This is a genomic window from Peribacillus tepidiphilus (assembly GCF_009466385.1).
In the GTDB taxonomy this organism is placed as follows: Bacteria; Bacillota; Bacilli; order Bacillales; family DSM-1321; genus Bacillus_BN; species Bacillus_BN tepidiphilus.
On sequence record NZ_WIAQ01000005.1, the window covers coordinates 22,042 to 44,468 of the forward strand.

General features: G+C 38.7%; 24 protein-coding genes. 14 read left to right on the plus strand and 10 right to left on the minus strand.

Annotation, left to right across the window (positions count from 1 at the left end; translation table 11 throughout):
* The first annotated feature begins 196 nt into the window (after nucleotides 1–196).
* Together GD441_RS05005 and GD441_RS05010 are read left to right on the plus strand one after the other, a co-directional pair.
* Entirely contained in the window at nucleotides 197–1,093 is an 897-nt protein-coding gene (locus tag GD441_RS05005) for a manganese catalase family protein (RefSeq protein ID WP_153124356.1), read from the plus strand.
* 502 nt (nucleotides 1,094–1,595) lie between these two features.
* A complete protein-coding gene (locus GD441_RS05010) occupies nucleotides 1,596–2,426 on the plus strand; it encodes an aldo/keto reductase (protein WP_153124358.1) in 831 nt (276 codons plus the stop codon).
* Nucleotides 2,427–2,574: 148 nt separating this feature from the next.
* Here the strand turns inward: GD441_RS05010 and GD441_RS05015 are convergent, their stop codons facing one another.
* The gene (locus GD441_RS05015) at nucleotides 2,575–3,495 is read right to left on the minus strand and encodes an RluA family pseudouridine synthase (RefSeq protein WP_420849651.1); all 921 of its coding nucleotides are present in this window, start codon (nucleotides 3,493–3,495) and stop codon (nucleotides 2,575–2,577) included.
* Nucleotides 3,496–3,715: 220 nt separating this feature from the next.
* Between GD441_RS05015 and GD441_RS05020 the strand changes: the two genes are divergently transcribed.
* On the plus strand, nucleotides 3,716–4,132 hold the full coding sequence (locus GD441_RS05020) for a DUF5365 family protein (RefSeq protein ID WP_153124363.1): 417 nt from the start codon (nucleotides 3,716–3,718) through the stop codon (nucleotides 4,130–4,132).
* Between the two features lie 170 nt (nucleotides 4,133–4,302).
* Here GD441_RS05020 and GD441_RS05025 read toward each other — a convergent pair whose 3' ends face one another.
* A complete protein-coding gene (locus GD441_RS05025; protein WP_153124365.1) occupies nucleotides 4,303–4,779 on the minus strand; it encodes a thioredoxin family protein in 477 nt (158 codons plus the stop codon).
* Nucleotides 4,776–5,213 carry a disulfide oxidoreductase gene (locus GD441_RS05030; RefSeq protein WP_153124367.1) on the minus strand — a complete coding sequence of 146 codons (438 nt, stop codon included), beginning with the start codon at nucleotides 5,211–5,213 and terminating at the stop codon, nucleotides 4,776–4,778. Before GD441_RS05030 ends, GD441_RS05025 begins: the two co-directional genes overlap by 4 nt.
* Nucleotides 5,214–5,319: 106 nt before the next feature.
* On the opposite strand from GD441_RS05030, the gene GD441_RS05035 reads away from it, so the two are divergent.
* Complete coding sequence (locus tag GD441_RS05035) at nucleotides 5,320–7,005, plus strand: glycoside hydrolase family 13 protein (protein WP_153124369.1); 1,686 nt, start codon at nucleotides 5,320–5,322, stop codon at nucleotides 7,003–7,005.
* A gap of 38 nt (nucleotides 7,006–7,043) precedes the next feature.
* Here the strand turns inward: GD441_RS05035 and GD441_RS05040 are convergent, their stop codons facing one another.
* Entirely contained in the window at nucleotides 7,044–7,643 is a 600-nt protein-coding gene (locus GD441_RS05040) for a TetR/AcrR family transcriptional regulator (RefSeq protein WP_153124371.1), read from the minus strand.
* A gap of 223 nt (nucleotides 7,644–7,866) precedes the next feature.
* On the opposite strand from GD441_RS05040, the gene GD441_RS05045 reads away from it, so the two are divergent.
* Nucleotides 7,867–9,597 carry a phospho-sugar mutase gene (locus tag GD441_RS05045; protein WP_153124374.1) on the plus strand — a complete coding sequence of 577 codons (1,731 nt, stop codon included), beginning with the start codon at nucleotides 7,867–7,869 and terminating at the stop codon, nucleotides 9,595–9,597.
* 321 nt (nucleotides 9,598–9,918) lie between these two features.
* Here GD441_RS05045 and GD441_RS05050 read toward each other — a convergent pair whose 3' ends face one another.
* A complete protein-coding gene (locus GD441_RS05050; RefSeq protein WP_153124376.1) occupies nucleotides 9,919–10,158 on the minus strand; it encodes a YhdB family protein in 240 nt (79 codons plus the stop codon).
* 132 nt (nucleotides 10,159–10,290) lie between these two features.
* On the opposite strand from GD441_RS05050, the gene GD441_RS05055 reads away from it, so the two are divergent.
* Nucleotides 10,291–11,277: a M14 family zinc carboxypeptidase gene (locus GD441_RS05055; RefSeq protein ID WP_153124378.1), complete on the plus strand. Its 987-nt coding sequence runs from the start codon at nucleotides 10,291–10,293 to the stop codon at nucleotides 11,275–11,277.
* 44 nt (nucleotides 11,278–11,321) lie between these two features.
* On the plus strand, nucleotides 11,322–11,588 hold the full coding sequence (locus tag GD441_RS05060; RefSeq protein WP_153124380.1) for a hypothetical protein: 267 nt from the start codon (nucleotides 11,322–11,324) through the stop codon (nucleotides 11,586–11,588).
* 735 nt (nucleotides 11,589–12,323) lie between these two features.
* Here the strand turns inward: GD441_RS05060 and GD441_RS05065 are convergent.
* The 3 genes from GD441_RS05065 to GD441_RS05075 form a co-directional block, all read right to left on the minus strand.
* On the minus strand, nucleotides 12,324–12,521 hold the full coding sequence (locus tag GD441_RS05065) for a hypothetical protein (RefSeq protein ID WP_153124382.1): 198 nt from the start codon (nucleotides 12,519–12,521) through the stop codon (nucleotides 12,324–12,326).
* A gap of 52 nt (nucleotides 12,522–12,573) precedes the next feature.
* On the minus strand, nucleotides 12,574–13,110 hold the full coding sequence (locus tag GD441_RS05070) for a flavodoxin family protein (protein WP_191992105.1): 537 nt from the start codon (nucleotides 13,108–13,110) through the stop codon (nucleotides 12,574–12,576).
* A 192-nt stretch (nucleotides 13,111–13,302) separates the two neighbouring features.
* Nucleotides 13,303–14,589 carry a glycoside hydrolase family 18 protein gene (locus GD441_RS05075; protein ID WP_153124387.1) on the minus strand — a complete coding sequence of 429 codons (1,287 nt, stop codon included), beginning with the start codon at nucleotides 14,587–14,589 and terminating at the stop codon, nucleotides 13,303–13,305.
* Nucleotides 14,590–14,885: 296 nt separating this feature from the next.
* Between GD441_RS05075 and GD441_RS05080 the strand changes: the two genes are divergently transcribed.
* From GD441_RS05080 to GD441_RS05095, 4 genes are read left to right on the plus strand one after another with little or no spacing between them, the layout of a single operon-like run.
* Nucleotides 14,886–15,806: a metal ABC transporter solute-binding protein, Zn/Mn family gene (locus tag GD441_RS05080; protein ID WP_153124389.1), complete on the plus strand. Its 921-nt coding sequence runs from the start codon at nucleotides 14,886–14,888 to the stop codon at nucleotides 15,804–15,806.
* Between the two features lie 15 nt (nucleotides 15,807–15,821).
* A complete protein-coding gene (locus tag GD441_RS05085; protein WP_153124391.1) occupies nucleotides 15,822–16,574 on the plus strand; it encodes a metal ABC transporter ATP-binding protein in 753 nt (250 codons plus the stop codon).
* A gap of 10 nt (nucleotides 16,575–16,584) precedes the next feature.
* Nucleotides 16,585–17,502: a metal ABC transporter permease gene (locus GD441_RS05090; RefSeq protein WP_153124393.1), complete on the plus strand. Its 918-nt coding sequence runs from the start codon at nucleotides 16,585–16,587 to the stop codon at nucleotides 17,500–17,502.
* Nucleotides 17,499–18,371 (plus strand): metal ABC transporter permease, encoded by an 873-nt coding sequence (locus GD441_RS05095; RefSeq protein WP_153124395.1) that lies wholly within the window; start codon nucleotides 17,499–17,501, stop codon nucleotides 18,369–18,371. The genes GD441_RS05090 and GD441_RS05095 overlap by 4 nt, the downstream gene beginning before the upstream one ends.
* Nucleotides 18,372–18,692: 321 nt before the next feature.
* Here the strand turns inward: GD441_RS05095 and GD441_RS17410 are convergent, their stop codons facing one another.
* Both GD441_RS17410 and GD441_RS05100 read right to left on the minus strand, forming a co-directional pair.
* Nucleotides 18,693–18,818 (minus strand): hypothetical protein, encoded by a 126-nt coding sequence (locus GD441_RS17410; RefSeq protein ID WP_263862424.1) that lies wholly within the window; start codon nucleotides 18,816–18,818, stop codon nucleotides 18,693–18,695.
* Entirely contained in the window at nucleotides 18,815–19,219 is a 405-nt protein-coding gene (locus tag GD441_RS05100) for a DUF6508 domain-containing protein (RefSeq protein WP_153124397.1), read from the minus strand. Before GD441_RS05100 ends, GD441_RS17410 begins: the two co-directional genes overlap by 4 nt.
* A gap of 356 nt (nucleotides 19,220–19,575) precedes the next feature.
* On the opposite strand from GD441_RS05100, the gene GD441_RS05105 reads away from it, so the two are divergent.
* From GD441_RS05105 to GD441_RS05115, 3 genes are all read left to right on the plus strand, one after another.
* On the plus strand, nucleotides 19,576–20,592 hold the full coding sequence (locus GD441_RS05105; protein WP_153124399.1) for a TRAP transporter substrate-binding protein: 1,017 nt from the start codon (nucleotides 19,576–19,578) through the stop codon (nucleotides 20,590–20,592).
* A 79-nt stretch (nucleotides 20,593–20,671) separates the two neighbouring features.
* Nucleotides 20,672–21,148, plus strand: coding sequence for a TRAP transporter small permease (locus tag GD441_RS05110; RefSeq protein ID WP_225434134.1), 477 nt, complete (start codon nucleotides 20,672–20,674; stop codon nucleotides 21,146–21,148).
* The gene (locus GD441_RS05115; protein ID WP_153124401.1) at nucleotides 21,148–22,416 is read left to right on the plus strand and encodes a TRAP transporter large permease; all 1,269 of its coding nucleotides are present in this window, start codon (nucleotides 21,148–21,150) and stop codon (nucleotides 22,414–22,416) included. The genes GD441_RS05110 and GD441_RS05115 overlap by 1 nt, the downstream gene beginning before the upstream one ends.
* Nucleotides 22,417–22,427: the final 11 nt, after the last annotated feature.

A 22,427-nucleotide genomic window follows, 5' to 3' on the forward strand; every position in this document is an offset into this window, starting at 1 on the left:
ATATTAGGTACCTTTTTCGCTTGTTAAATTTACATTGGTGTAACAATCGTACCTGGGATTCGGAGAAATCTAGAACGATCGTTTTGTTTTTCTATGTCTTACGTTAGGTGAATTTCTTCATAGATAGGGATTGTTCTATAAAATGGAACCCTGGCATAAAAATGGATTGTAATGACATTTTGCGGGGGGGACAGCTTTGATTAAACGCATAGATAAATTATTAATTGAGCTTCCAAGACCAAAACACGGAGATCCTAAGGCAGCAAGGGTTGTACAGGAATTGCTGGGTGGAAAATATGGAGAAATGTCTACATTAAATAATTATATGTTCCAATCCTTTAATTTTCGAAATAAAAATAAGCTAAGGCCATTTTACGATTTAGTGGCAAGCATTACAGCTGAGGAGTTTGGACATGTAGAACTTGTCAGCAACACGATAAATCTCTGTTTAGAAGGAACTACTTCACCAGGAGATCCGGATTCGACTCCTTTACGGGAAGGAGCGAAAGGGAATACGTATCACTTTATTGCTACAGCACAAACTTCACTACCAGGCGATTCTATGGGAAGACCATGGACCGGAGATAACGTGTTCAATAGCGGGAATTTAGTGCTTGATTTGTTGCATAACTTCTTCTTAGAATGCGGAGCAAGAACTCATAAAATGAGAGTCTATGAGATGACGGACAATCCAGTAGCTCGTGAAATGATTGGGTATTTGTTGGTTCGAGGAGGAGTGCACATTTTAGCTTATGCAAAGGCTCTAGAAATGGCAACGGGTGTAGATTTAACAAAAATGCTTCCGATCCCAGATTTGGATAATAAAAAATTTGACCACGCGAGGAAATATGAAGAACAAGGTATTCATACTCGGCTTTATACGTTCAGCGACACAGATTATCGTGAGGTTACAAAGATTTGGAAAGGGAATCATCCGCTCGACGGCAGTCCGCTTCAGGTATATGAAGGGACACCAAAGGGTGCACCTATACCGGATTTACCGGATTTACCTGAAGAATTTGCACCGGGCATTTCACAGGAAGATTTCTTAGAAATTGCAAAACGACTTCAGCAAGCAGGGAATATATCATAGGATCTTTTAAGGATGGTTTGAGGGCTCTTGTAGCATTCCTAGAGTCTCTGAGTGGAGAACCACCAAAAGTAGAAGCACCTGAAATGTATTAAATAAATAATAAAAGCAATCGGTAATTTACTATTTCCGGTTGCTTTTTTTAGCTAGCTCCTATACCTATCAAAAAAGTGTAAAAAGTAACATTTGGCGGGATTTTGTAGAAAACACGCGGGATTATCATGTGACCTGGCGGGATTTTCACACCAATTGGCGGAAATATCTAAAGAACTCGCGGGATTATTACACCAATCGGCGGGATTATCTAAAAAGCTTAAGAGATCATCCCGTGAACTAGCAGGATTATTGTTAAGAGTCCTGCAGATTAAAAACTGCCAATGATCTACCGAATGATTGCGACATTTAGAAATGAATTGAGTATTAAGAGTAGAATAGAAGCAACCATTTAGATAATATTATGTACGAGTGATACAATGAAACATATGAATAACTAGGAGGGAAAAAAATGACGGGTTCCATTCGAGATACGATCACTTTACATAACGGTGTGAAAATGCCGCAGTTTGGTCTTGGCGTCTACTTGGCAGAAGCTGGCCAAACAACCGTCAATGCAGTAAAAAAGGCATTAGAGGTGGGCTACCGCTCTATTGATACAGCTGCTATCTATAAAAATGAGCAAAGCGTCGGACAGGCAATTAAAGAGTCCGGAATTAAAAGGGAAGACATTTTTGTCACCTCAAAAGTGTGGAATGATGACCAAGGCTATGAATCAACATTAAAGGCATTTGAAGATAGTCTAGAGCGTCTTGGATTCGATTATTTAGACCTTTATTTAATACATTGGCCAGTGAAAGGCAAGTATGTTGAAACATGGAAAGCAATGGAAAAGCTATATGAGGAAGGAAAGGTAAGGGCAATCGGAGTCAGCAACTTTCATATCCATCATTTAGAGGAGCTTTTATCTGAAGCGAAACACAAGCCAGTTGTAAACCAAATCGAGCTTCATCCTTTCTTGGCTCAAGAGGAGATACGAGCATTTTGTAAAAAACATGAAATAGCGGTAGAAGCTTGGTCACCAATTGGACGAGGTAAACTGCTTGATGAGCCGACCATTCATCACATTGCATCGAAACATAATAAAACAGCTGCCCAAGTGATTTTGAGATGGCATATTCAACATAATATTATTGTAATTCCGAAATCTGTGACGCCTTCAAGAATTGAAGAAAATGCCAATATTTTTGATTTTGAATTAAGCCAAGAAGAAATGCAACAAATCGATGCTTTGAATAGAAACGAAAGATTCGGTTCGAATCCGGAAAAATATGATGTTTAGTAGTAAATTCAAAATGACTCACAGCATTCTTGTTTGTGGGTCGTTTTTTTATTGCATTTGTGGTTCATTAACCAACGACTTAGTCAACAAAAAAACCCCGATAAAGAAATAAACGGGGTTTCTTGTGTAGAAATCATTCTGTTTATCATTAGATGAAAAGATTTTCACCAAGTTCAGGAAAGATAGGTGGTTGGTCTATAAAAGGTGCATATACTGTAATACATTCCTCAGTAATAGGATGAGTAAGCTCCATTTTATAGGCATGTAAAGCTTGGCGAGGAAAGATGTTTTTTCCTCCGTATAAAGTGTCCCCAGCTAGAGGATGTCCTATATGACTTAAATGAACGCGAATTTGGTGAGTTCTGCCTGTCTCTAGATTGCATTTAATGAAAGTGAGCTTTTTATCAGGAAAATATTTTATTTTTTCGATATGGGTAACTGCTTTTTGGCCAGTTGGCGAGACTCTCCTTCTTGTAGGATGATGGCGATCCCTTCCGATAGCAGCATCGATCTTTAACTGGTTTTTTTTCAAATCCCCATGAACAAGAGCGAGATAGGTCCGTTTAATTTGACGTTCTTCTAGCATCCGGTCAAGTATCGCTCCGACAAAAGGATGCTTAGCAAACAAAACAGCTCCGGTGGTGTCCCGATCCAATCGATGAATATGTTTCACTTCCCTATCTTCTCCCTGCATTGACACATGAAAGGCGACAAAGTTTAAAAGTGTAGAAGAATCCTCTGGTGACGATGGATGAGTATCAATAGAAGAAGGTTTATTCACGATCATGAGATGATCATCCTCATATAAAACATCCAAATCATGAAAAGTTGGGATAATGGTGCTTTTTCGATTTTCAAAGAAAGGAAGTGAAATGGAATCTCCAGGAGTAAGAGGAATGGACCATGAAGCTGTTTTCCCGTTTAGTAAAATGGCTCTATCCATTCTCCATTGATGTACCAATTTTTTAGGTCCTTTCCAATAATCCCTTAATAAGGTATCAATCGTAAAGGACTTCCAATTTTCTGGGATTATTATTTCTGCATATCGACCTTTTTTATTAGTGGGTATCATAGCAACGTAAGCCTTTCTTCTTAAAATGAGTTGTAATAAATTCAATAAGACTTATTGAATTAAAAGATTATAGAATTTTTATGAGTAAATATAACTAGAAAAAAAAAGAATGTGGGAAAAAATCCCACCCTGTTTTTTATAGATTTATGTTATTCTAAAAAAAGATTAAACGAAAACTTATTTGTAATTCAAAGGTCATAAAAAAGGTGGGTTATATGTGAAGATTGTATACTCTTCGACTTATGAGCAGGAAGAAGAAATTTCAGCTCTTATTTCCTATATTTATTCGAATGTTTTTACAAAATACTTGAAAGAAAAGGAAATTAAACAATATAAAAAAATGAGAGTCTTTGATTATCCGAGCTTAGGTACACATTATTATGGAACATTAAAAGAAGCTTATCAAATCATGACTAGCCTGCAAGTGATTATATCAATCATTGAGAAAAAAAATCAATTTGAAGATTGTGACGATGTGAAGCTTGAAGAATTATTTGTTCGTAATGTTAAAATATTAGAGAAGTATGGCATGTTCTTTCCATTAACATTTAAACATTTTTCATCCATAACACCTCTCGAGGGAGAAAAACCTTTTTTTATGGTTCCTCAACCGTCTAACACAATGCTTATTTAATACATAGCCTTGTTTTTGTAGTATTTAATACGAACAGAGAGAGAGGATAAAAAAGTAAAAAGCTGACCTAAAACAAAGAGCCAGTCACCCTTAGTTGCTACATATTGAAACAACGATATGTAGCAACTAGATACGAGGGCAAGGCGCATTTAGGAGGTCAGCTTCATTTTTTATTTCGCGTTTTTTTCTAAAAATTCTTTGTACGCAGCTTCTCCGTCTTTCTCGCTGAAGCCTACGATACGGTCTACTTCTTTGCCTTTTTCAAAGTGGACCAGCGTTGGAGTGGATTCAATTCCGTAGTCATCCCAGCCTTGTTCGAACTCAAGTAGGTTGTATTGTACGATATCTACACCCATTTCATCAGCCAGTGGCATTAAAACTGGTGTAGCTTTTTGACAATGTGGGCAGGTAGGACTGTAAAAATAAACCGTTACGTCTTCTTTATTGTTCAACTTCTTTTCCAGTTCTTCAGGCAGAATTAGGTTTTGATAATTAGGATCATCAAGCTGATCGACAGTTGCAGGATTAAGCTCGTCTTTTCCGTAAGGGTTTCCTTCTGCTTTTTCTTTATTCTGCATGTTTGTTACATATGCGATGCCGGCGAATAAAGCAACAATGATAACAAGGAATAGTATGATTTTTTTCAATACGATCTCTCCTTATGATTTTTCCAAACTAAAAAACTACAAATAAAAATGATGATAAATGCAAGTAAAGCCAAGAAAGGGATCGTTACAAACCCAAACCAGTTGATGTATTGTCCGGTGCAAGGGATACGACCACAAGCAGGAGCTCGATCGGCAAAAAATGACACCTTTTGAAGCAAGTAATGATAGGTAGACATCGTTGCGCCAATTGCGGACAGAATCATCGTGTAAAAGGCTATGCCAAAATCTTTCCTAACAGTGGCGATCCCAAGAATCACTGTAAACGGGTACATGATAATTCTCTGATACCAGCATAGCACGCAAGGCTCATATTGCCTAATTTCGGAAAAATACAAGCTTCCAAACATGGCTACGATGGAAGCAGCCCATGCAAGGAATAACAGGTTTTCCTTTTTCTTATCATGATTGTTCATTCTCTTCTCACCTCATTGTTATTCAAAAAAAATTATAGTATTTTATGATAGGAAAAGTAAAATTTTTTTAAGTCCGTAAAAAATTTACATAAGGATGTGTACTCAAATGGAGAAGCGATGGTGGAAGGAAGCGGTTGTCTATCAAATTTATCCTAGAAGCTTTATGGATTCAAATGGAGATGGAATTGGCGATATTAAGGGGATCACATCGAAGTTAGATTATCTTCAAGAATTGGGTATTGATGTCGTATGGCTTTCTCCTGTCTATCAATCTCCAAATGATGATAACGGTTATGATATAAGTGACTATCGTAACATTCTGGATGAATTCGGCACGATGGCTGATTGGGAAGAGATGCTTTCTGAAATGCATAAGCGCAATATTAAGCTTATGATGGATTTAGTGGTAAACCATACATCCGATGAACACGCCTGGTTTGTAGAATCAAGAAAATCCAAGGACAACAAGTACCGTGACTATTATATTTGGAGACCGGGAAAAGACGGGAAGGAACCAAACAACTGGGAATCTATATTTAGTGGATCGGCTTGGCAGTATGATGATCTGACAGGAGAGTACTATCTGCATTTATTTTCTAAAAAACAGCCGGATCTTAATTGGGAAAACCCAGGGCTCCGCCAAGAAATCTACGATATGATGAAATTCTGGCTTGATAAAGGGATCGATGGATTCAGAATGGATGTCATTAACTTTATTTCAAAAATGGAAGGGCTTCCATCTGCACCTGAGGAGCCTGGCAAAAAATATGTTTCCGGAAGCCGGTATTTCATGAATGGTCCAAGAATTCATGAATTTTTACAGGAAATGAACAAAGAAGTGCTTTCGAAATATGACATTATAACGGTTGGAGAAATGCCGGGCGTAACACCGGAGCAAGGAATTTTATATACAGGTGAGGATCGAAATGAGCTACAAATGGTTTTCCAATTTGAACATATGGGCATTGATGGAGGACCAGGTGGGAAATGGGACCTCATTCCATTCGATCTTGTGAAGCTAAAAAGAATCCTGTCAAAATGGCAAGTTGAGCTGTACGGTAAGGGCTGGAACAGCTTGTATTGGAATAACCACGACCAACCGCGTGTTGTATCCCGTTTTGGCAATGACAAAGAGTACAGGGTTCTTTCAGCCAAAATGCTTGCAACGTGCCTTCATATGATGCAGGGGACCCCATATATCTATCAGGGAGAGGAAATTGGCATGACAAATGTCCAATTCACATCCATTGAAGATTATAAAGACATTGAGACTTTAAATATGTATAAAGAAAAAGTCCATGAGAATGGTGAAAGTCCTAAAAAGGTTATGGAATCCATTTATGCAAAGGGTAGGGACAATGCAAGAACACCTGTACAATGGAACAACCAAGAAAATGCAGGATTTACCACGGGAACTCCATGGTTGGCAGTAAACCCGAATTATAAAGAAATTAATGTAGAAGCCGCTATCGCTGATCCAAATTCAGTGTTCCATTACTACAAAAAGTTGATTCAATTGCGAAAAGAAAATGAAATCATCGTATACGGACAGTATGAACTGTTAAACGAAGAGCATCCGCATATTTTTGCCTATTTAAGAAGCTACAATGGAGAACAATTGCTTGTCGTGACAAATTTCTCAAGTGAAGAACAAGAATTTCATTGCTCCAAAAAATTAGACTATACAAACAGTCAACGATTCATCGGTAATTATGATGAAATAGAAGAAGTGGAAGACATTCACCAATTCCGTTTGCGTCCTTGGGAAGCTATTGTTTATAAGCTTTCATAATAAAATGCCGTGACTCTCTATTTGGGAGTACGGCCTTCTTATTTCTCATTTTTCCCAACAATTCCGTAGAAGAACATATGAATGATTTCATTTGTAAAACGGTTTTTTTGTTCAGAATCTATTAGGTATTCTGTGTAATTTTTCAACCCTTCAGACAGTATATTCAAAAAAAGGATCATGGTCTCTAAAGATATGTCTTGTGATATAGCTCCTTCTTTTTTTCCAGTTTCAAAAAAATCGGTCAAGACGGGCATCATTTTCTTTTCAGTAAATTCTCGGGAAAATTTTGATAATCTTGGATTTTCTATTAGGATGGCTTTTAAAAATTCCGGGCTGAATTTTTTGGTATTGCTCATTTTAAAATGAATCATTTGTTCAACTTTCTTTAAAAAGGGCATGTCGCTTTTTATGATTTCATTCAATTCTTTCAACTGCTGTTCATATAAATATTCAATAACGTCAAACACAAGTTCGTCCTTGCTGCCAAAATAATTATAAATGGTAACTTGTGAGACATTTGCTTTCTTGGCGATTTCTTGAATATTCACCTTTTGAACTCCGAATTGAGTAAAAAGCGAAAGAGCCGCATGTCGTATTTGTTCCATTTTTTGCTGCCTACGTCTTTCAAAACCGTTCATAAATTCACCTCTAATCGTTATCTTATCCTTAATTTTGTAATAATACAATTCATATATTTCATATTTTTCTTTATGTAGGCAAGAAAATTAATAGTACATTCGCTTTAGATTTCCCATGAATACACCAACGAAATGCATAATATGATAAAATGAGGGACAAGCGTTGAACACGTAATCGTTTTTTGTTGAGTTATCAAACAACTTTCTGAAGGGGATTGAACATATGGAGTGGAAACATACATACTTAAAGTGGGATTCCTTTGAAAATCTCGATCCCGAAATGAGGGAGCAGTTAGATGAATTAAGGCATGATGACAAAAAGCTAGAGGATGCTTTTTATAAAAATCTTGAGTTCGGAACAGGCGGCATGCGTGGTGAAATTGGGGTTGGAACAAATCGCATGAATCTTTATACGGTGCGTAAAGCAAGTGAAGGCCTAGCACAATACATATTGTCTTTTGGAGCAGAAGCAAAAGAGCAAGGAGTCGTTATTGCTTATGATTCAAGGCACAAATCGCCTGAATTTGCCATGGAAGCAGCTAGAACATTAGCGACACATGGCATTAAAGTATATATTTTTGATGAGCTAAGACCAACACCTGAGTTATCATTTGCGGTCAGACATTTGAATGCTTTTTCTGGCATCGTCCTAACAGCAAGCCATAACCCCCCTGAATATAACGGCTTTAAGGTATACGGTCCTGATGGAGCACAATTGCCGCCAGGTCCTGCTGATGAGGTTATTAAGTACGTGAATGCGGTTGAAAATGAATTAGAGCTTAAGGTTGAGTCTGAACATGTTCTAAAAGAAAAGGGACTCATCGTAGAAATCGGTGAAGAAGTGGATGATGCCTATAACAAGAAGCTTCTTACAATTCTCGAAAATCCACAGCTTGCAGAGAAGTCTGATATCAAAATCGTCTTCACACCTCTACATGGAACAGCAAACAAGCCTTTAAGAAGAGCGCTCCAAAGCATGGGATACAAAAAGGTGACAGTCGTTGAGGAGCAGGAGCTGCCTGATCCTAATTTTTCCACAGTTATATCGCCAAATCCTGAAGAGCACGCAGCTTTTGAGTTAGCCATTAAAAAAGGAAAAGAAATGAATGCTGACATCTTAATTGCTACAGATCCAGATGCAGATCGTCTTGGTATTGCTGTAAAGGATCAGAGCGGTGAGTATGTTGTATTGACAGGGAATCAAACGGGTGCCTTATTTTTAGATTATTTGCTTTCTCAGAAGAAAGAAAAAGGAACGCTTCCTAAGAATGGTATCGTATTAAAAACCATTGTAACGTCCGAAATTGGTCGAGCTATTGCTGAAAAATATGGATTAAAATCAATGGATGTTCTGACAGGCTTTAAATTCATTGCTGAAAAAATCAAAGAATTTCATGAGACTGGAGAATACACATTCCTATTCGGATATGAGGAAAGCTACGGGTACCTTATTGGAGACTTTGCCCGTGATAAGGATGCCATTCAAGCTGCCATTTTAGCGGTTGAAGTATGCGCCTACTATAAAGAAAAAGGAATGACTCTTTACGAAGGTCTGCTAAGTGTTTTCGAAAAGTATGGTTATTATTTAGAGGGACTTCGCTCCTTAACGTTAAAAGGAAAAGAAGGAGCAGAAAAGATCCAGTCAATCCTGTCAAAATTCCGTGAAGAAACCCCAACAGAATTGAACGGTCTAAAAGTGGTTAAATTCGAGGATTATCAAACAAGTATTCGCTATGACATTGAAAACAACAGCCAAGAAGTGATCGACCTGCCTAAATCAAATGTTATTAAATACTTCCTGGAGGATGGTACATGGCTCTGTCTACGTCCTTCCGGTACCGAGCCGAAAATTAAATTTTATTTTGGCGTACGTGCCAATTCAATGGAAGATGCACAGGAAAAGCTTTCAGATGTCATGAAGGCATTTATGAGTCAAGTTGAAAAGTTGCTTTAATCAAGTTTGAGGGCTTTGTCGCGGATGTCGGCGAAGCCCTTTTTTATTGATGTTAAACATGAACTAAATTTTGTTTAACAAAGCCTTAAAAAGTGAATGTCTTCACCAAAAAAAGAACCCATTTTTATCATGGGTTTCAATTTTGTTTCGCTCTTTATTTCAGCCTGTTTTCGTCCTCTAAAAGTTGTCCCCAAATCAATTGCTTAGGAATATTTTTGATGCTTTAACGAAAAAATATTTTTATACAGCCTATTGTTCGTTTTTGGAAACATTAAACGATTCACATTATGGGAAGAGAATGGTTTGTGAACAGTCTTTTATTTATCCGAACATGGATATATCGTTTGTTGTAACAGATGCAGCATGATCCAAATAGCGGAATAACGCATATAGCTTATTTTGGATGATGGTGTAATCATGCTCGAATTGATAAGCATGAAGAAAATGCTCGATTTTTTTGGATAAAAAATGATCCTTTGTTCGTACCATAAGAATCAATAAATTATCCCATTCAGATCGGTGCGTATAGTACAGCGCGCGATCATAATCCGTAATATTCATTTTTTCTCCTCCTTAATTAGGAGTTGATTATAGTTTGGTTTTTTTGTACAAAAGGTTGTCATGTAAAAGTTGGTCATGTAGCAAAATGGCGGTTGTACATTATTGGCAGAATAACTTGAAGGATCGAAATGCATGATGAAAATAAAGTGTACTTTGTGCTTATTCCTAATACTGAATCTGTTTTCGATTAGGGCCATTGCTGATTATGATACGATTCCATACGATTATGAAAAAGTTACGGAAGGCTTACAAAAGCTTATTGAAATCTATCCTGAAGATATTATGGTTACTTCCATCGGACAAAGTCATTTTGGTAGGGAGCTATGGGCGGCCAAAATAGGCAAGGGAAAAGAAAGTGTGTTATTAATTGGCAGTCATCATGGAAGGGAATGGCTTACATCGAACATCCTCATGAAGCTTTTGGAGGAATATACAAAGGCGTATGCCCGAAATCAAAAGTATGGGAAGTACGATAGCTCTATATTAGATGAGGTTTCACTCATAATCATTCCCATGATCAATCCAGATGGAGTGGCGATTCAACAAGGGAAATTTAAAGAAATGGATTATTGGCAGCGTTTTAATATATGGAAAATGAATGATTTTTCATTTGATTTCAAGAGGTGGAAAGCAAACGGAGTTGGCATTGATTTAAACAGACAGTATCCAGCGGGATGGGAAAAACTTGACAAGGAAATGAAAGCTCCATATTACCAATTTTATCGTGGCACACATCCAGCTGAAGCCGAGGAAGTAAAAGCAATGATTCGATTTACAAAACAGGTAAAGCCTCTTATTGCAGTAGCTTACCATACTTCAGGTCGAGAGATTTATTGGTATTATCAAAATAACTCTTCAAATATGGCTCGCGACTACCATATTGCCAAGAAAACCGCGGACTTAACAGGTTACATGCTGGATTTTCCGGATCAAAATGCGGTCGGCGGAGGATTTACGGACTGGTTCATATCAGCCTTTAAACGTCCTGCTATGACATTGGAGCTTAGTTATTTAGTTGAAGAACGCAATCCGCCGTTATCTGTATTCCAAGAAGAATGGAACAGGAATCGTTTTGTTCCGTTTATGCTCCTTGAAGAAACAAAGCATCATCGTTTTTGAGCATTTTTTATTAAAAAATCGATGTTCGGTTTTTTGTAAGGAGAATGGAACGTCATTTTCCAGAAATATCGGTCGTCAGGAACAAGATATCGGTCATCAGCGTTAAAATATCGGTCGTTGTATCGATATATCGGTCGTCAGCGTTAAAATATCGGTCGTCGTTCCGAATATATCGGTCGTCAGGAACAAGATATCGGTCGTCGTATCGATATATCGGTCATCAGCGTAAAATATCGGTCATCGTATCGATATATCGGTCGTCAGCAATAAATTATCGGTCGTCGTTCCGATATATCGGTCATCAGCGTTAAAATATCGGTCGTCGTATCGATATATCGGTCGTCAGCAATAAAATATCGGTCGTCGTATCGATATATCGGTCGTCAGCGTTAAAATATCGGTCGTCGTATCGATATATCGGTCGTCAGCAATAAAATATCGGTCGTCGTTCCGATATATCGGTCATCAGCATTAAAATATCGGTCGTCGTATCGATATATCGGTCATCAGCGTTAAAATATCGGTCGTCGTATCGATATATCGGTCGTCAGGAACAAAATATCGGTCGTCGTTCCGATATATCGGTCGTCAGCAATAAAATATCGGTCGTCGTTCCGAATATATCGGTCGTCAGGAACAAAATATCGGTCGTCGTACCGATATATCGGTCATCAGCAATAAAATATCGGTCGTCGTATCGATATATCGGTCATCAGCGTTAAAATATCGGTCGTCGTACCGATATATCGGTCATCAGCAATAAAATATCGGTCGTCGTATCGATATATCGGTCGTCAGCGTTAAAATATCGGTCGTCGTATCGATATATCGGTCGTCAGCAATAAAATATCGGTCGTCGTTCCGATATATCGGTCGTCAGCATTAAAATATCGGTCGTCGTATCGATATATCGGTCATCAGCGTTAAAATATCGGTCGTCGTATCGATATATCGGTCGTCAGGAACAAAATATCGGTCGTCGTTCCGATATATCGGTCATCAGCATTAAAATATCGGTCGTCGTATCGATATATCGGTCATCAGCGTTAAAATATCGGTCGTCGTATCGATATATCGGTCGTCAGCGTTAAAATATCGGTCGTCAGGAACAAAATATCAGCTGTCAGCGGCAATATATCAACCATCAGGAGTAAAATATCAGCTGTCAGCGGCAATATATCAACCATCAGGAGTAAAATATCAACCGTCAATCCGGATAAATCGGTCAATAAAAAACAGGGCATAAACACCCTGTTCAACACTCATATTCTTTGTTACAAAGTAACAATGCATTAATTATTGGTTTTTCAATACTTTATTCATTTGTTCCGCTTGTGCCAAAGCTACTATATCATTTTCGATTTCCCCTGGTGCATTGCCCTTTCCGATGATATATCCGGCAAATTCCATTCCCATAAAGTCAAAAATATATTGGAATTGCTGCACGAGAGGCAGTGCCTTTAGTTTAGGATTGTCGCCCCCACAAATGACTACGAATGCTTTCTTTTTTCCCATTTCTTCTTTGAAATTGAAGCGTGAATCTCGTAAATATTGCGACCAACGATCAATAAAGTCCTTCATACAGCCAGACATCCCGTACCAGTAGAGAGGGGTAGCAAAAATCAAAGTATCGTGTTTAAAAATCTGTTCAATCATTTCATCATAATCATCTAGCACCGGTTGAAACCCAGCGGCATCATGTCTGGCATCCTTAATTGGAAGGATGTTTTTATCTTTAAGAAACACAACCGTATGTGGAATTCCCTCAAGCAGCTTTTTTGTAAGCCGCTCTGTATTACCGTTTTCTCTTGTACTGCCATTGATGACTAGAATACTCATGTTCATGTCTCCTTTTTTAATCGTGCATTTGGTATATCACATAAAATCTTGCTTGACGGATGCACGATTACTATAACATGAATGAAGATTAATGATAAGTAATCGGAGAGCCCCATTTACTTTTTATCGTTTTCTAAATATAGTGGATAAATGAAAAAAAGACCGGAGAGGAATCACCGATCTCTGCTAAGCTCTTTTTACAACCTCAAAATTTTCATTCAACAACAGCCAGTTTTGCGGGAAGGATAAGCCGAGCTTCCAATAGCTCATACCTCTTAAATTCAATTCTTTTATCAGGTTAAACTTTGCCTGGATAGACCGGGCGTCCTCAAACCACACTTCATGCTGTTTTCCTTCTGAATCAAAATATCTAAAATAGGGAGCCTGGGCCTCCTGATCATAGGAAATACTTACTTTGTGCTGCCGGGCAATCTCGATGGCTTCCTGAGGGCTGATTGCTTTTGAGATGCTTCCTGGTACAAAAGGGAGCGTCCAATCGTAGCCGTATAAATTTTGTCCCATTAATATCTTCTTCGAAGGTATTTCACTGATCGCATAGGTCAGTACTTCTCGTACAGGACCAATTGGTGAAACAGCCATGGCTGGTCCGCCGCTATATCCCCATTCATATGTCATGATGACGACAAAGTCGACAATTTCTCCATGTGCCTTATAATCATGCCCCTCATACCATTTTCCTTTTTGGTCTGCCCTTGTTTTAGGAGCAAGGGCAGTTGAAAGAAGCCAGCCTTCCTGAGAAAATCTCTGCTTGGCTTTCCGTAAAAAGCGATTGTACGCTTCTCTGTCTTCTGGACGCAAAAATTCAAAATCAAAATGTATATCTCTGAAACCATATTTTTTCGCGGTTGATACGATGTTATTTAGAAAGCGATTCTGTATTGCCATATCATTCAATAAAATTCTCCCCAGCTCATCGCTGAATTGGTCTTGTTCCTGATTCGTGATCACCATCATCAATACGACGTTATTCGCTTTGGCAATGTTCGGAAAATCATTTAATAAAGGCTCTTTTAGGGAGCCATCCCTAAGTGCTTGAAAGCTGAAAGGAGCCAAATACGTTAAATACGGTGCTGCTTCTCGGGCGCTGTCTATGAGATTTTGGGACACACTCGCCCCTCGTGGTTCCACATAGCCATTAAATTCTGCGGACGTCTTTTTCTGTGGTGGAATATATAGTCTAAAACCAACAGGTAACGGCTGATTGACGTTGATTCGATTGATATTGGCTAATTGTTGATAGGAAAGGCCAAATTTCCGTGAAATAGAAAACAAGTTGTCACCAGGCTGAACCCAATAATAGCTTCCAATAATCGGAATAACTAAAGCTTGACCGACGACCAGTTCATTTGGAGCCTGTAATTCGTTTGCTCGTATAAGATCCTCGACAGGTACGTTATATGCCTGTGCAATTCCGTAAACGGACTGACCTTGCTGAACGACGTGAATTTGCATGATGTACCTCCTACTTCATGACGTTACAACCATTTTATGAATGGGGAGGATACATCATGACAACGATCATAAAGAAATTCCTGTCAAACATCCTGTGGGCCTCAACTACCCATCAGTGGGAAAACCCCCAATGATAGAAGTTTCACTTTATGTTTGACATTTTTTTGGTTGTGGAATAGTATAAAGTTAAAAGTTGGTCTAAGGCAAAAAATATAGTCATATAAAATATTTATAGGGACATGCAATTTTATAATAAGAACGCAATTCTTTAAATCTAACGAAAAGGAGTGTTAATTATGAAAAAAATCATGATTTTTATTAGCGCGATTATGTTGTTGTTTGCTGCGGGCTGTGCCCAAAAAGACAACGAAGAGAGTAATGGAAAAATAAAGGTAACATCGACGATTGGAATGATTAATGATGTGGTGCAGCAAGTTGGCGGTGAGCATGTAGATGCAGTAGGATTAATGAATTCAGGTGTGGATCCACATCTTTATAAAGCCTCTCAAGGTGATATTAAAAAGCTAAATGAAGCAGACATTATTTTTTACAATGGTCTTCATCTTGAAGGAAAGATGGTAGATATTTTTGAAAAAATGTCCAAAGAAAAGCCAACCATTGCTGTGACAAAGAATATACCGGAGTCAGAATTACTATCCCCACAGGATGGATCAGATGGTCATGATCCGCACGTCTGGTTCAACGTTCAGCATTGGATTACAGCAACAGAAACGATTCGAGATGAACTGATTGCTCTAAAGCCTGAGTTAAAAGAAGAATTTACGGCAAATGCAAACGAGTATATTGCTAAGCTGAAAGAATTGGATAAGTATGTAAGAGAGCAAATTGCTCTTATTCCTGAGGAATCTCGTGTGCTCGTGACAGCTCATGATGCGTTTGGTTATTTCGGAGAGGCATATGGTATTGAGGTAAAAGGTCTTCAAGGAATCAGTACGGCCTCTGAATATGGAGCAAAAGACGTGAGCAAGTTAAGAGATTATTTAGTCGAAAACAAAATTAAAGCCGTGTTTGTTGAATCCAGTGTTCCGAAGAAAGCGATCCAGTCTGTCATTGAAGGAGCAAAAGAAAAAGGACATGAAATCAAAATTGGCGGGGAGCTTTTCTCAGACGCAATGGGAAAAGCGGGAACTGAAGAAGGCACGTATATAGGAATGGTACGCCACAATGTCGATACGATTGTAAATGCATTAAAATAAAGAAGGGGTGAGACAATGAAAACTCCATTAGAAGTCAAGGATCTAACGGTAGCTTATCAGAAAAAGCCGGTGCTGAAGAACGTTTCTTTCAGCGTACCGGAAGGAAAACTTATTGGAATTATCGGTCCTAACGGAGCTGGTAAATCCACATTAATAAAAGCTATTCTGGAATTAATTCCATCTATATCAGGGGAAGTTAAGATTTTCGGAGATTCTTATAAAAAATCAAGGAAACTAGTAGGCTATGTGCCGCAACGAGAGTCTGTAGACTGGGATTTTCCAACGAATGCACTTGATGTTGTAACCATGGGACGCTACGGACATTTAGGATGGTTTAAAAAACCAGGTGCGAAAGAGAAAAAAATAGCCCTAGAATGTTTGGAAAAAGTAGGAATGGGTGCTTTTGCAGACCGACAAATCAGCCAGCTTTCTGGCGGTCAGCAGCAACGTGTATTTTTGGCACGTGCTTTGGCACAGGATGCGGAGCTATATTTTATGGATGAACCGTTTGTTGGTGTAGATGCCATGACCGAAAAAGCGATCATCGGCCTGTTGAATGAGCTTAAGCGCCAAGGAAAAACAGTGCTCGTTGTTCATCACGACCTGAATACAGTCAAAGAGTATTTTGATTGGGTCATGTTACTGAATCAAGAGCTGATTGCAATTGGTCCGACAGAGGAGATATTCACAAAAGACTACTTGCAAAAAACGTATGGTGGAAAACTAACAATGCTTGAAGCGGAAAACCAACCGCTGATAGTGAGTTGAGGTGATTTTTGTGGATTGGAAAACCATCATACTTGATCCAAACACGCAATGGGTACTGTTCGGATCACTCTTATTAGGTCTCTCAAGCGGTGTGATTGGCAGCTTTGCTTATTTGAGGAAGCAATCTCTTATGGGAGATGCGTTAGCACATGCAGCCCTTCCGGGAGTATGCCTTGCGTTTATGATAACGGGTACAAAATCGATATTCTCCTTTCTGATCGGGGCCATTGTTGCCGGAGTATTAGCTACCTTTTCAATCGGTTATATCACTCGTCACACAAGAATTAAGCAGGATGCAGCACTCGGTATGGTCCTTTCCGTGTTTTTCGGATTTGGAATTGTGCTCTTGACGCAAATTCAGCATAGTGACAGCGGAAATCAGAGCGGTCTGGATAAATTTTTATTCGGCCAGGCAGCTTCATTGGTGAAAAGTGATGTGTACACGATTGGAATCATTGCCGCACTGCTTGTTCTGATCTGTACGTTGTTTTTTAAAGAGTTTAAGCTGCTTTCATTCGATCCTGGTTTTGCCAAAGGAATTGGGCTTCCGGTTGTATGGCTTGATCAATTTTTGATGGTATTGCTTGTCGTGGCGGTTGTTGTTGGTATTCAGTCTGTAGGAGTAGTCCTGATGGCGGCAATGCTGATCACACCTGCTGTCTCAGCCCGCTACTGGACGGATCGGCTCCATATAATGGTTGCTGTTTCTGGATTGTTCGGAGCTTTAAGCGGGGTGCTCGGAACGATCTTCAGTACAATGGCCGACAATATGCCAACAGGACCGATGATTGTTCTTTCGGCAACCGTCTTTTTTGTCTTATCTGTCTTGTTTGGACCAACGCGAGGTGTTGTTGCAAAAGCTAGGGCAAAAGCGTCTAACAAAAAATATGTACTTCAGCAAGCGGTAAAGGATGTGAATGGACTATGAACGATTTTTGGATCATTCTAATCGGTGCGCTTGTTGCTTGTTCGTGCAGTATTGTTGGTTGTTTTCTAGTACTGCGGAAAATGAGTATGATTGGGGATGCAATTAGCCATTCAGTGCTTCCGGGCATCGTCATCGCGTTCTTGGTGAGCGGCTCAAGAGATTCACTGATCATGATGCTTGGGGCAGCAGCGTTAGGCTTGCTAACCGTCTTTTTGATCGGGATGTTCCATAACAGCGGCGTTCAATCGGATGCTTCCATCGGCGTTGTGTTTACAGCATTATTTGCGGTCGGCGTTGTACTGGTCAGCTTGTTCACTCGCCAGGTGGACTTAGATTTGGACTGCGTATTGTATGGAGAAATCGCCTATGCACCATGGAACACACTGGAGATTGGCGGAATGGACTTAGGTCCGAAAGCAGTGTGGGGAGTAGGCGGAACGTTTTTATTAAACTTGCTAGTCATCGGCTTATTTTATAAACAGTTTAAAATTTGTGCGTTCGACCCGGCAATGGCAGCTGCTGTCGGCATTCCGGTCGTGTTCTTTCATTACCTATTAATGAGTCTCGTGTCTGTTACAACCGTTGCTTCATTTGAAAGCGTCGGTGCGATTCTGGTGGTGGGTATGCTCATTGTACCTGCAGCGACAGCCTATCTACTAACAGAAAGACTCAGCACAATGATCGCGATCAGCATGGGAATTGGTGTCGTAAGCTCAGTGTTAGGGTATTATGCCGCTTACATGTTTGACGCATCCATTGCAGGCTGCATGATTACCGTAGCAGGTATATTATTTGTTATCACACTTTTCCTTTCTCCAACACACGGCGTACTTGTGAAAAAATGGCGTAGAAAACGGATCGTGGTGTAAGAGATTGATTGATTGATCGTCTGGACTTTCTGATAGAGCGAATCTGTTTGAGAATCAGGTTTGCTTATCAGAAAGTCCAGACTTTTTTAGTGGGGGAAGATTCAACAGCGGTCAGCTCCTACGCCTTTCTAAAAAGTAACGTTTGGCGGGATTCATTCAAGTATCGGCGGGATTATTCCTGAAGATTGCGGGATTCTTAGAAAAACCGGCGGGATTACTATTATTGCCGGAACTCGCGGGATTTTCAGGAAACTCGCGGGATTCTTGTGAAGGGTGGTTGAACGATCGTAAAAGACCACACTTTATCCTTCGAATCAATCGTTATGTAGCAATGAATCTTTCCACACGTAACATGGCAAGTGCAGGATCTCCTTCTAGATATCCCTTTTCTCTCATTTTCTTATAAACTTGTAATTCTTGAACACTATAAACAATCATTTCTCTCATTCTACTTCCTCTTCTTTTATAAAATCATTCAATCTTTCAAAAAACCGTATCATCATACCATTTGCTATATTGCTTAAAATAAATCCTTCAAAGAAGTGATTTCTTAGAATAATGGAAGTAATGAGTTTCCTCACTGTTTCAAAGTCAATGTCATGTACCTTAGTAGGATCATCAAAATAGATGTATCCTCCTTCGTTCACCCACTCGGTATAGTCAAAGCTGTATACAAGCTCTGCCTCATACATCAACTCAATGAGTTGGGACAATTTTTCCTGGTCTATGATGGATAGTTCCCATTCTGTCTGCAATTTGGTTTGCAGGTCCAATAGAAAAGGTTTATATTTTAAGACTTCCTTCAATGCTTCTATATTTACTTGCTGGTCAAAGTCTACGTATATCAAGTGGATCCCCCTTAATAAGGCATTTATGTAGTATGTATTTACTATACAAAGTGTACTTATCAAATTTTTGGGAGGGATGGTCGTTCTGTTATTGCCTAAATTGATGAAGGTAAGGATTTTGTCTTACAAGAACGCTTGTTGAATAAAATAATATTTCTGTTCAAATAAACTATTTTAAAAGTCAGTTACTGAGCACCAAAATATACCCATCTAAAATGTTTTGTCAGAGCCAACATAGCCACTCTTATTTATTAAATATTCAAAAAAGTATAAAAATTAACTAGATAAATTCCTTTGGAATGTTATAATAATATCATTATTTTTATTATTTTGAAAAATAAAGGGGGAATATTTGAATGCTAAGAAAGAGCTTGTTAGGTGTTTTGTCTGTTTTCATTTTAAGCATTGTATTAGCAGGTTGTGGCAGCTCTAAATCTAACGGGAAGGAAGAGTCACAAGATGAAACATTTACATTAAAGGCAGGTCACTCCTTAACAGAGGATCATCCTTATCATGTCGTTTTATTAGAGTTAGCAAAAGCGGTGGAGGAGCGTACGAATGGGAAGGTTAAGATTGAAGTATTTCCGTTAAGCCAGCTAGGTGCGGAAAGGGAGTTAACAGAGGCTCTTACGCTAGGAACTGCCGATATGTCTATTTCGTCAACAGCCCCTATTGCCAACTTCTACAAACAAATCGGTATTCTTGATTTGCCATTTTTATTTGAATCAAGAGAGCATGCATACAAGGTGTTAGATGGGGAAATTGGGCAGGAGCTATTAAAAGGTATGGAAGATATCGGCATAGTCGGACTAGCCTGGGGAGAAAATGGATTCCGTCATATTACAAATAGTAAGCATGACATTACGAAGCCAGAGGATTTAAAAGGATTGAAAATTCGTACACAGGAAAACCCAATACATATTGATGCGTTTACAGCATTGGGGGCAAAGCCAACTCCAATGGCCTGGAATGAGGCGTTAACAGCTCTACAGCAAGGTGTTGTTGATGCACAGGAAAACCCAATTATTGTTGCAGATACGTACAAGCTTTATGAATCAAAGCAAACTCATATGACGTTAACAGGTCATCTCTATTCTCCTGCTGTCTTTATGATCAGTAAAGCTACCTGGGATAAGCTTCCTAAAGAGTATCAAAACATTCTTAAAGAAGAAACGAAAAAAGCAGCAGACCATGAACGCGAACTGATTGCTAAGTCTGACGAAGATTCTTTGAAAGTTTTAAAAGAAAAAGGCGTCAAAATTATTGAGAACATTGATGTTGCTCCATTCCGTGAAGCAATTAAGTCTGTTTATGAAAAATATGAATCTCAATTTGGTAAAGATAAAATTGAGGCAATCTTAAACGGAAAATAAAAAAATTAGAAACTTGGCGAGTGCTGGCGTCTTTTATTGGCACAGACCAAGTTTTTCTAATCATAAGGGGAAGGTAAAGGTGGCTAAAAGAATCATTGATTCGTTAAATAGAGTAATAAAATGGATCCTCATTTTTCTCTTTTTTATTATGGTAATCGCTGTATTTTTGCAAGTTCTTTTTCGGTTTGTTCTTGATCAACCGTTGGCTTGGACAGAGGAATTAGCTCGTTATTTACTTATTTGGATTGCCTTTTTAGGGACGGGCTATGCAATGAGTGTAAAAGCTCATCCGAGTATCGAGTTGCTTTTTGAAAAAGCGAGCATCTCTGTGAAAAAGGTTTTAATCGTTGTATCAACAGGACTAATGATCTTTTTCTTTTGGAATATTGTTGTCAATAGCATTGAATTTATCCAACGGAGTATGACACAAACATCGCCAGTATTGCATGTACCAATGGGCTTAGTTTATACAGTTATTCCGATATCAAGTGTTCTGTTTGTCATAAATCTTCTGTATATCGTCATTTCTGAATGGGGAAAGGAGGCAAGTCATTAATGGCTTGGCTATTATTCGCGTTATTAATTGTACTTTTCTTTATTAACATTCCAGTAGCAGTTGCACTTGGACTTGCCTCGATGATCATTCTAATGATTCAGGATAATGTTCCGTTAATGGTCATTGTCCAAAAAATGTTTAATTCCACTGATTCTTTTACTTTAATGGCTGTTCCGTTTTTTATCTTAGCGGGGAAATTGATGGAATCAGGCGGGATTTCTAAACGATTAATGCATTTTGCTAGTACAATTGTGGGAAGTCTTCATGGAGGATTAGCGATTATTTCTATTGTTACCTGTATGTTTTTTGCAGCTATTTCTGGATCCTCTGCTGCAACAACCGCAGCAGTAGGTAGTATTCTCATACCTGCTATGACGAAACGTGGCTATGACATAAATTTTGCTACAGCGGTTCAAGCTGCAGGTGGTACCATTGGCGTTATGATTCCGCCTAGTGTTCCGTTAATCTTATTTGGTGTAATTGCTGGAACATCGATCGGTGATTTGTTCATCGCAGGAGTACTCCCAGGAATTTTTGTCGGGATCTCTCTTATTATCGTTGCTTATTTTATTTCACGTAAAAGAGGCTACGGTAAAGAAGAAAAAAGCTCATTGAAAGATATTGTCATTGCATTTAAAAATGCCATTTTGGCTATGTTAATGCCTGTCATTATTTTAGGGGGTATATACGGCGGTATTTTTACCCCTACTGAAGGCTCTGTTGTCGCCGTTGTTTATGGATTAATCGTTGGTCTATTAATCTATAAAGAGATTAAATGGAGGGATTTGCCAGAGATCTTTATCTCTTCTGCAGTCACCTCTGCCGTCATTTTATTTATCATCTCTTGTGCATCGATTTTTGGTTTTTTATTAACAAGAGAACAAATTCCTCAGCAAATTTCAAATATCATGCTGGGAGCTACTACGAATCCTATAATGCTTTTAATCATTATTAATATCATTTTGTTGATTGTTGGTACGTTTCTTGAAACGGCAGCTGCTATCGTTATATTGGCACCGATTCTTGTCCCTGTAGTTTCTGCCGCTGGAATTGATCTTGTACACTTCGGCGTTATTATGGTTGTAAATCTTGCCATCGGGATGGTAACACCTCCTGTTGGAATAAACTTGTTTGTTGCATCGAATATCGCAAACATCAAATTAGAACAAATTGTTCGAGCGATTATTCCGTTCATCATCATCTTGATTGTGGATGTATTAATTTTAAGTTTTATGCCATCGATTAGCCTGTTTTTACTAGATAAATAGAGGTGAAAAAA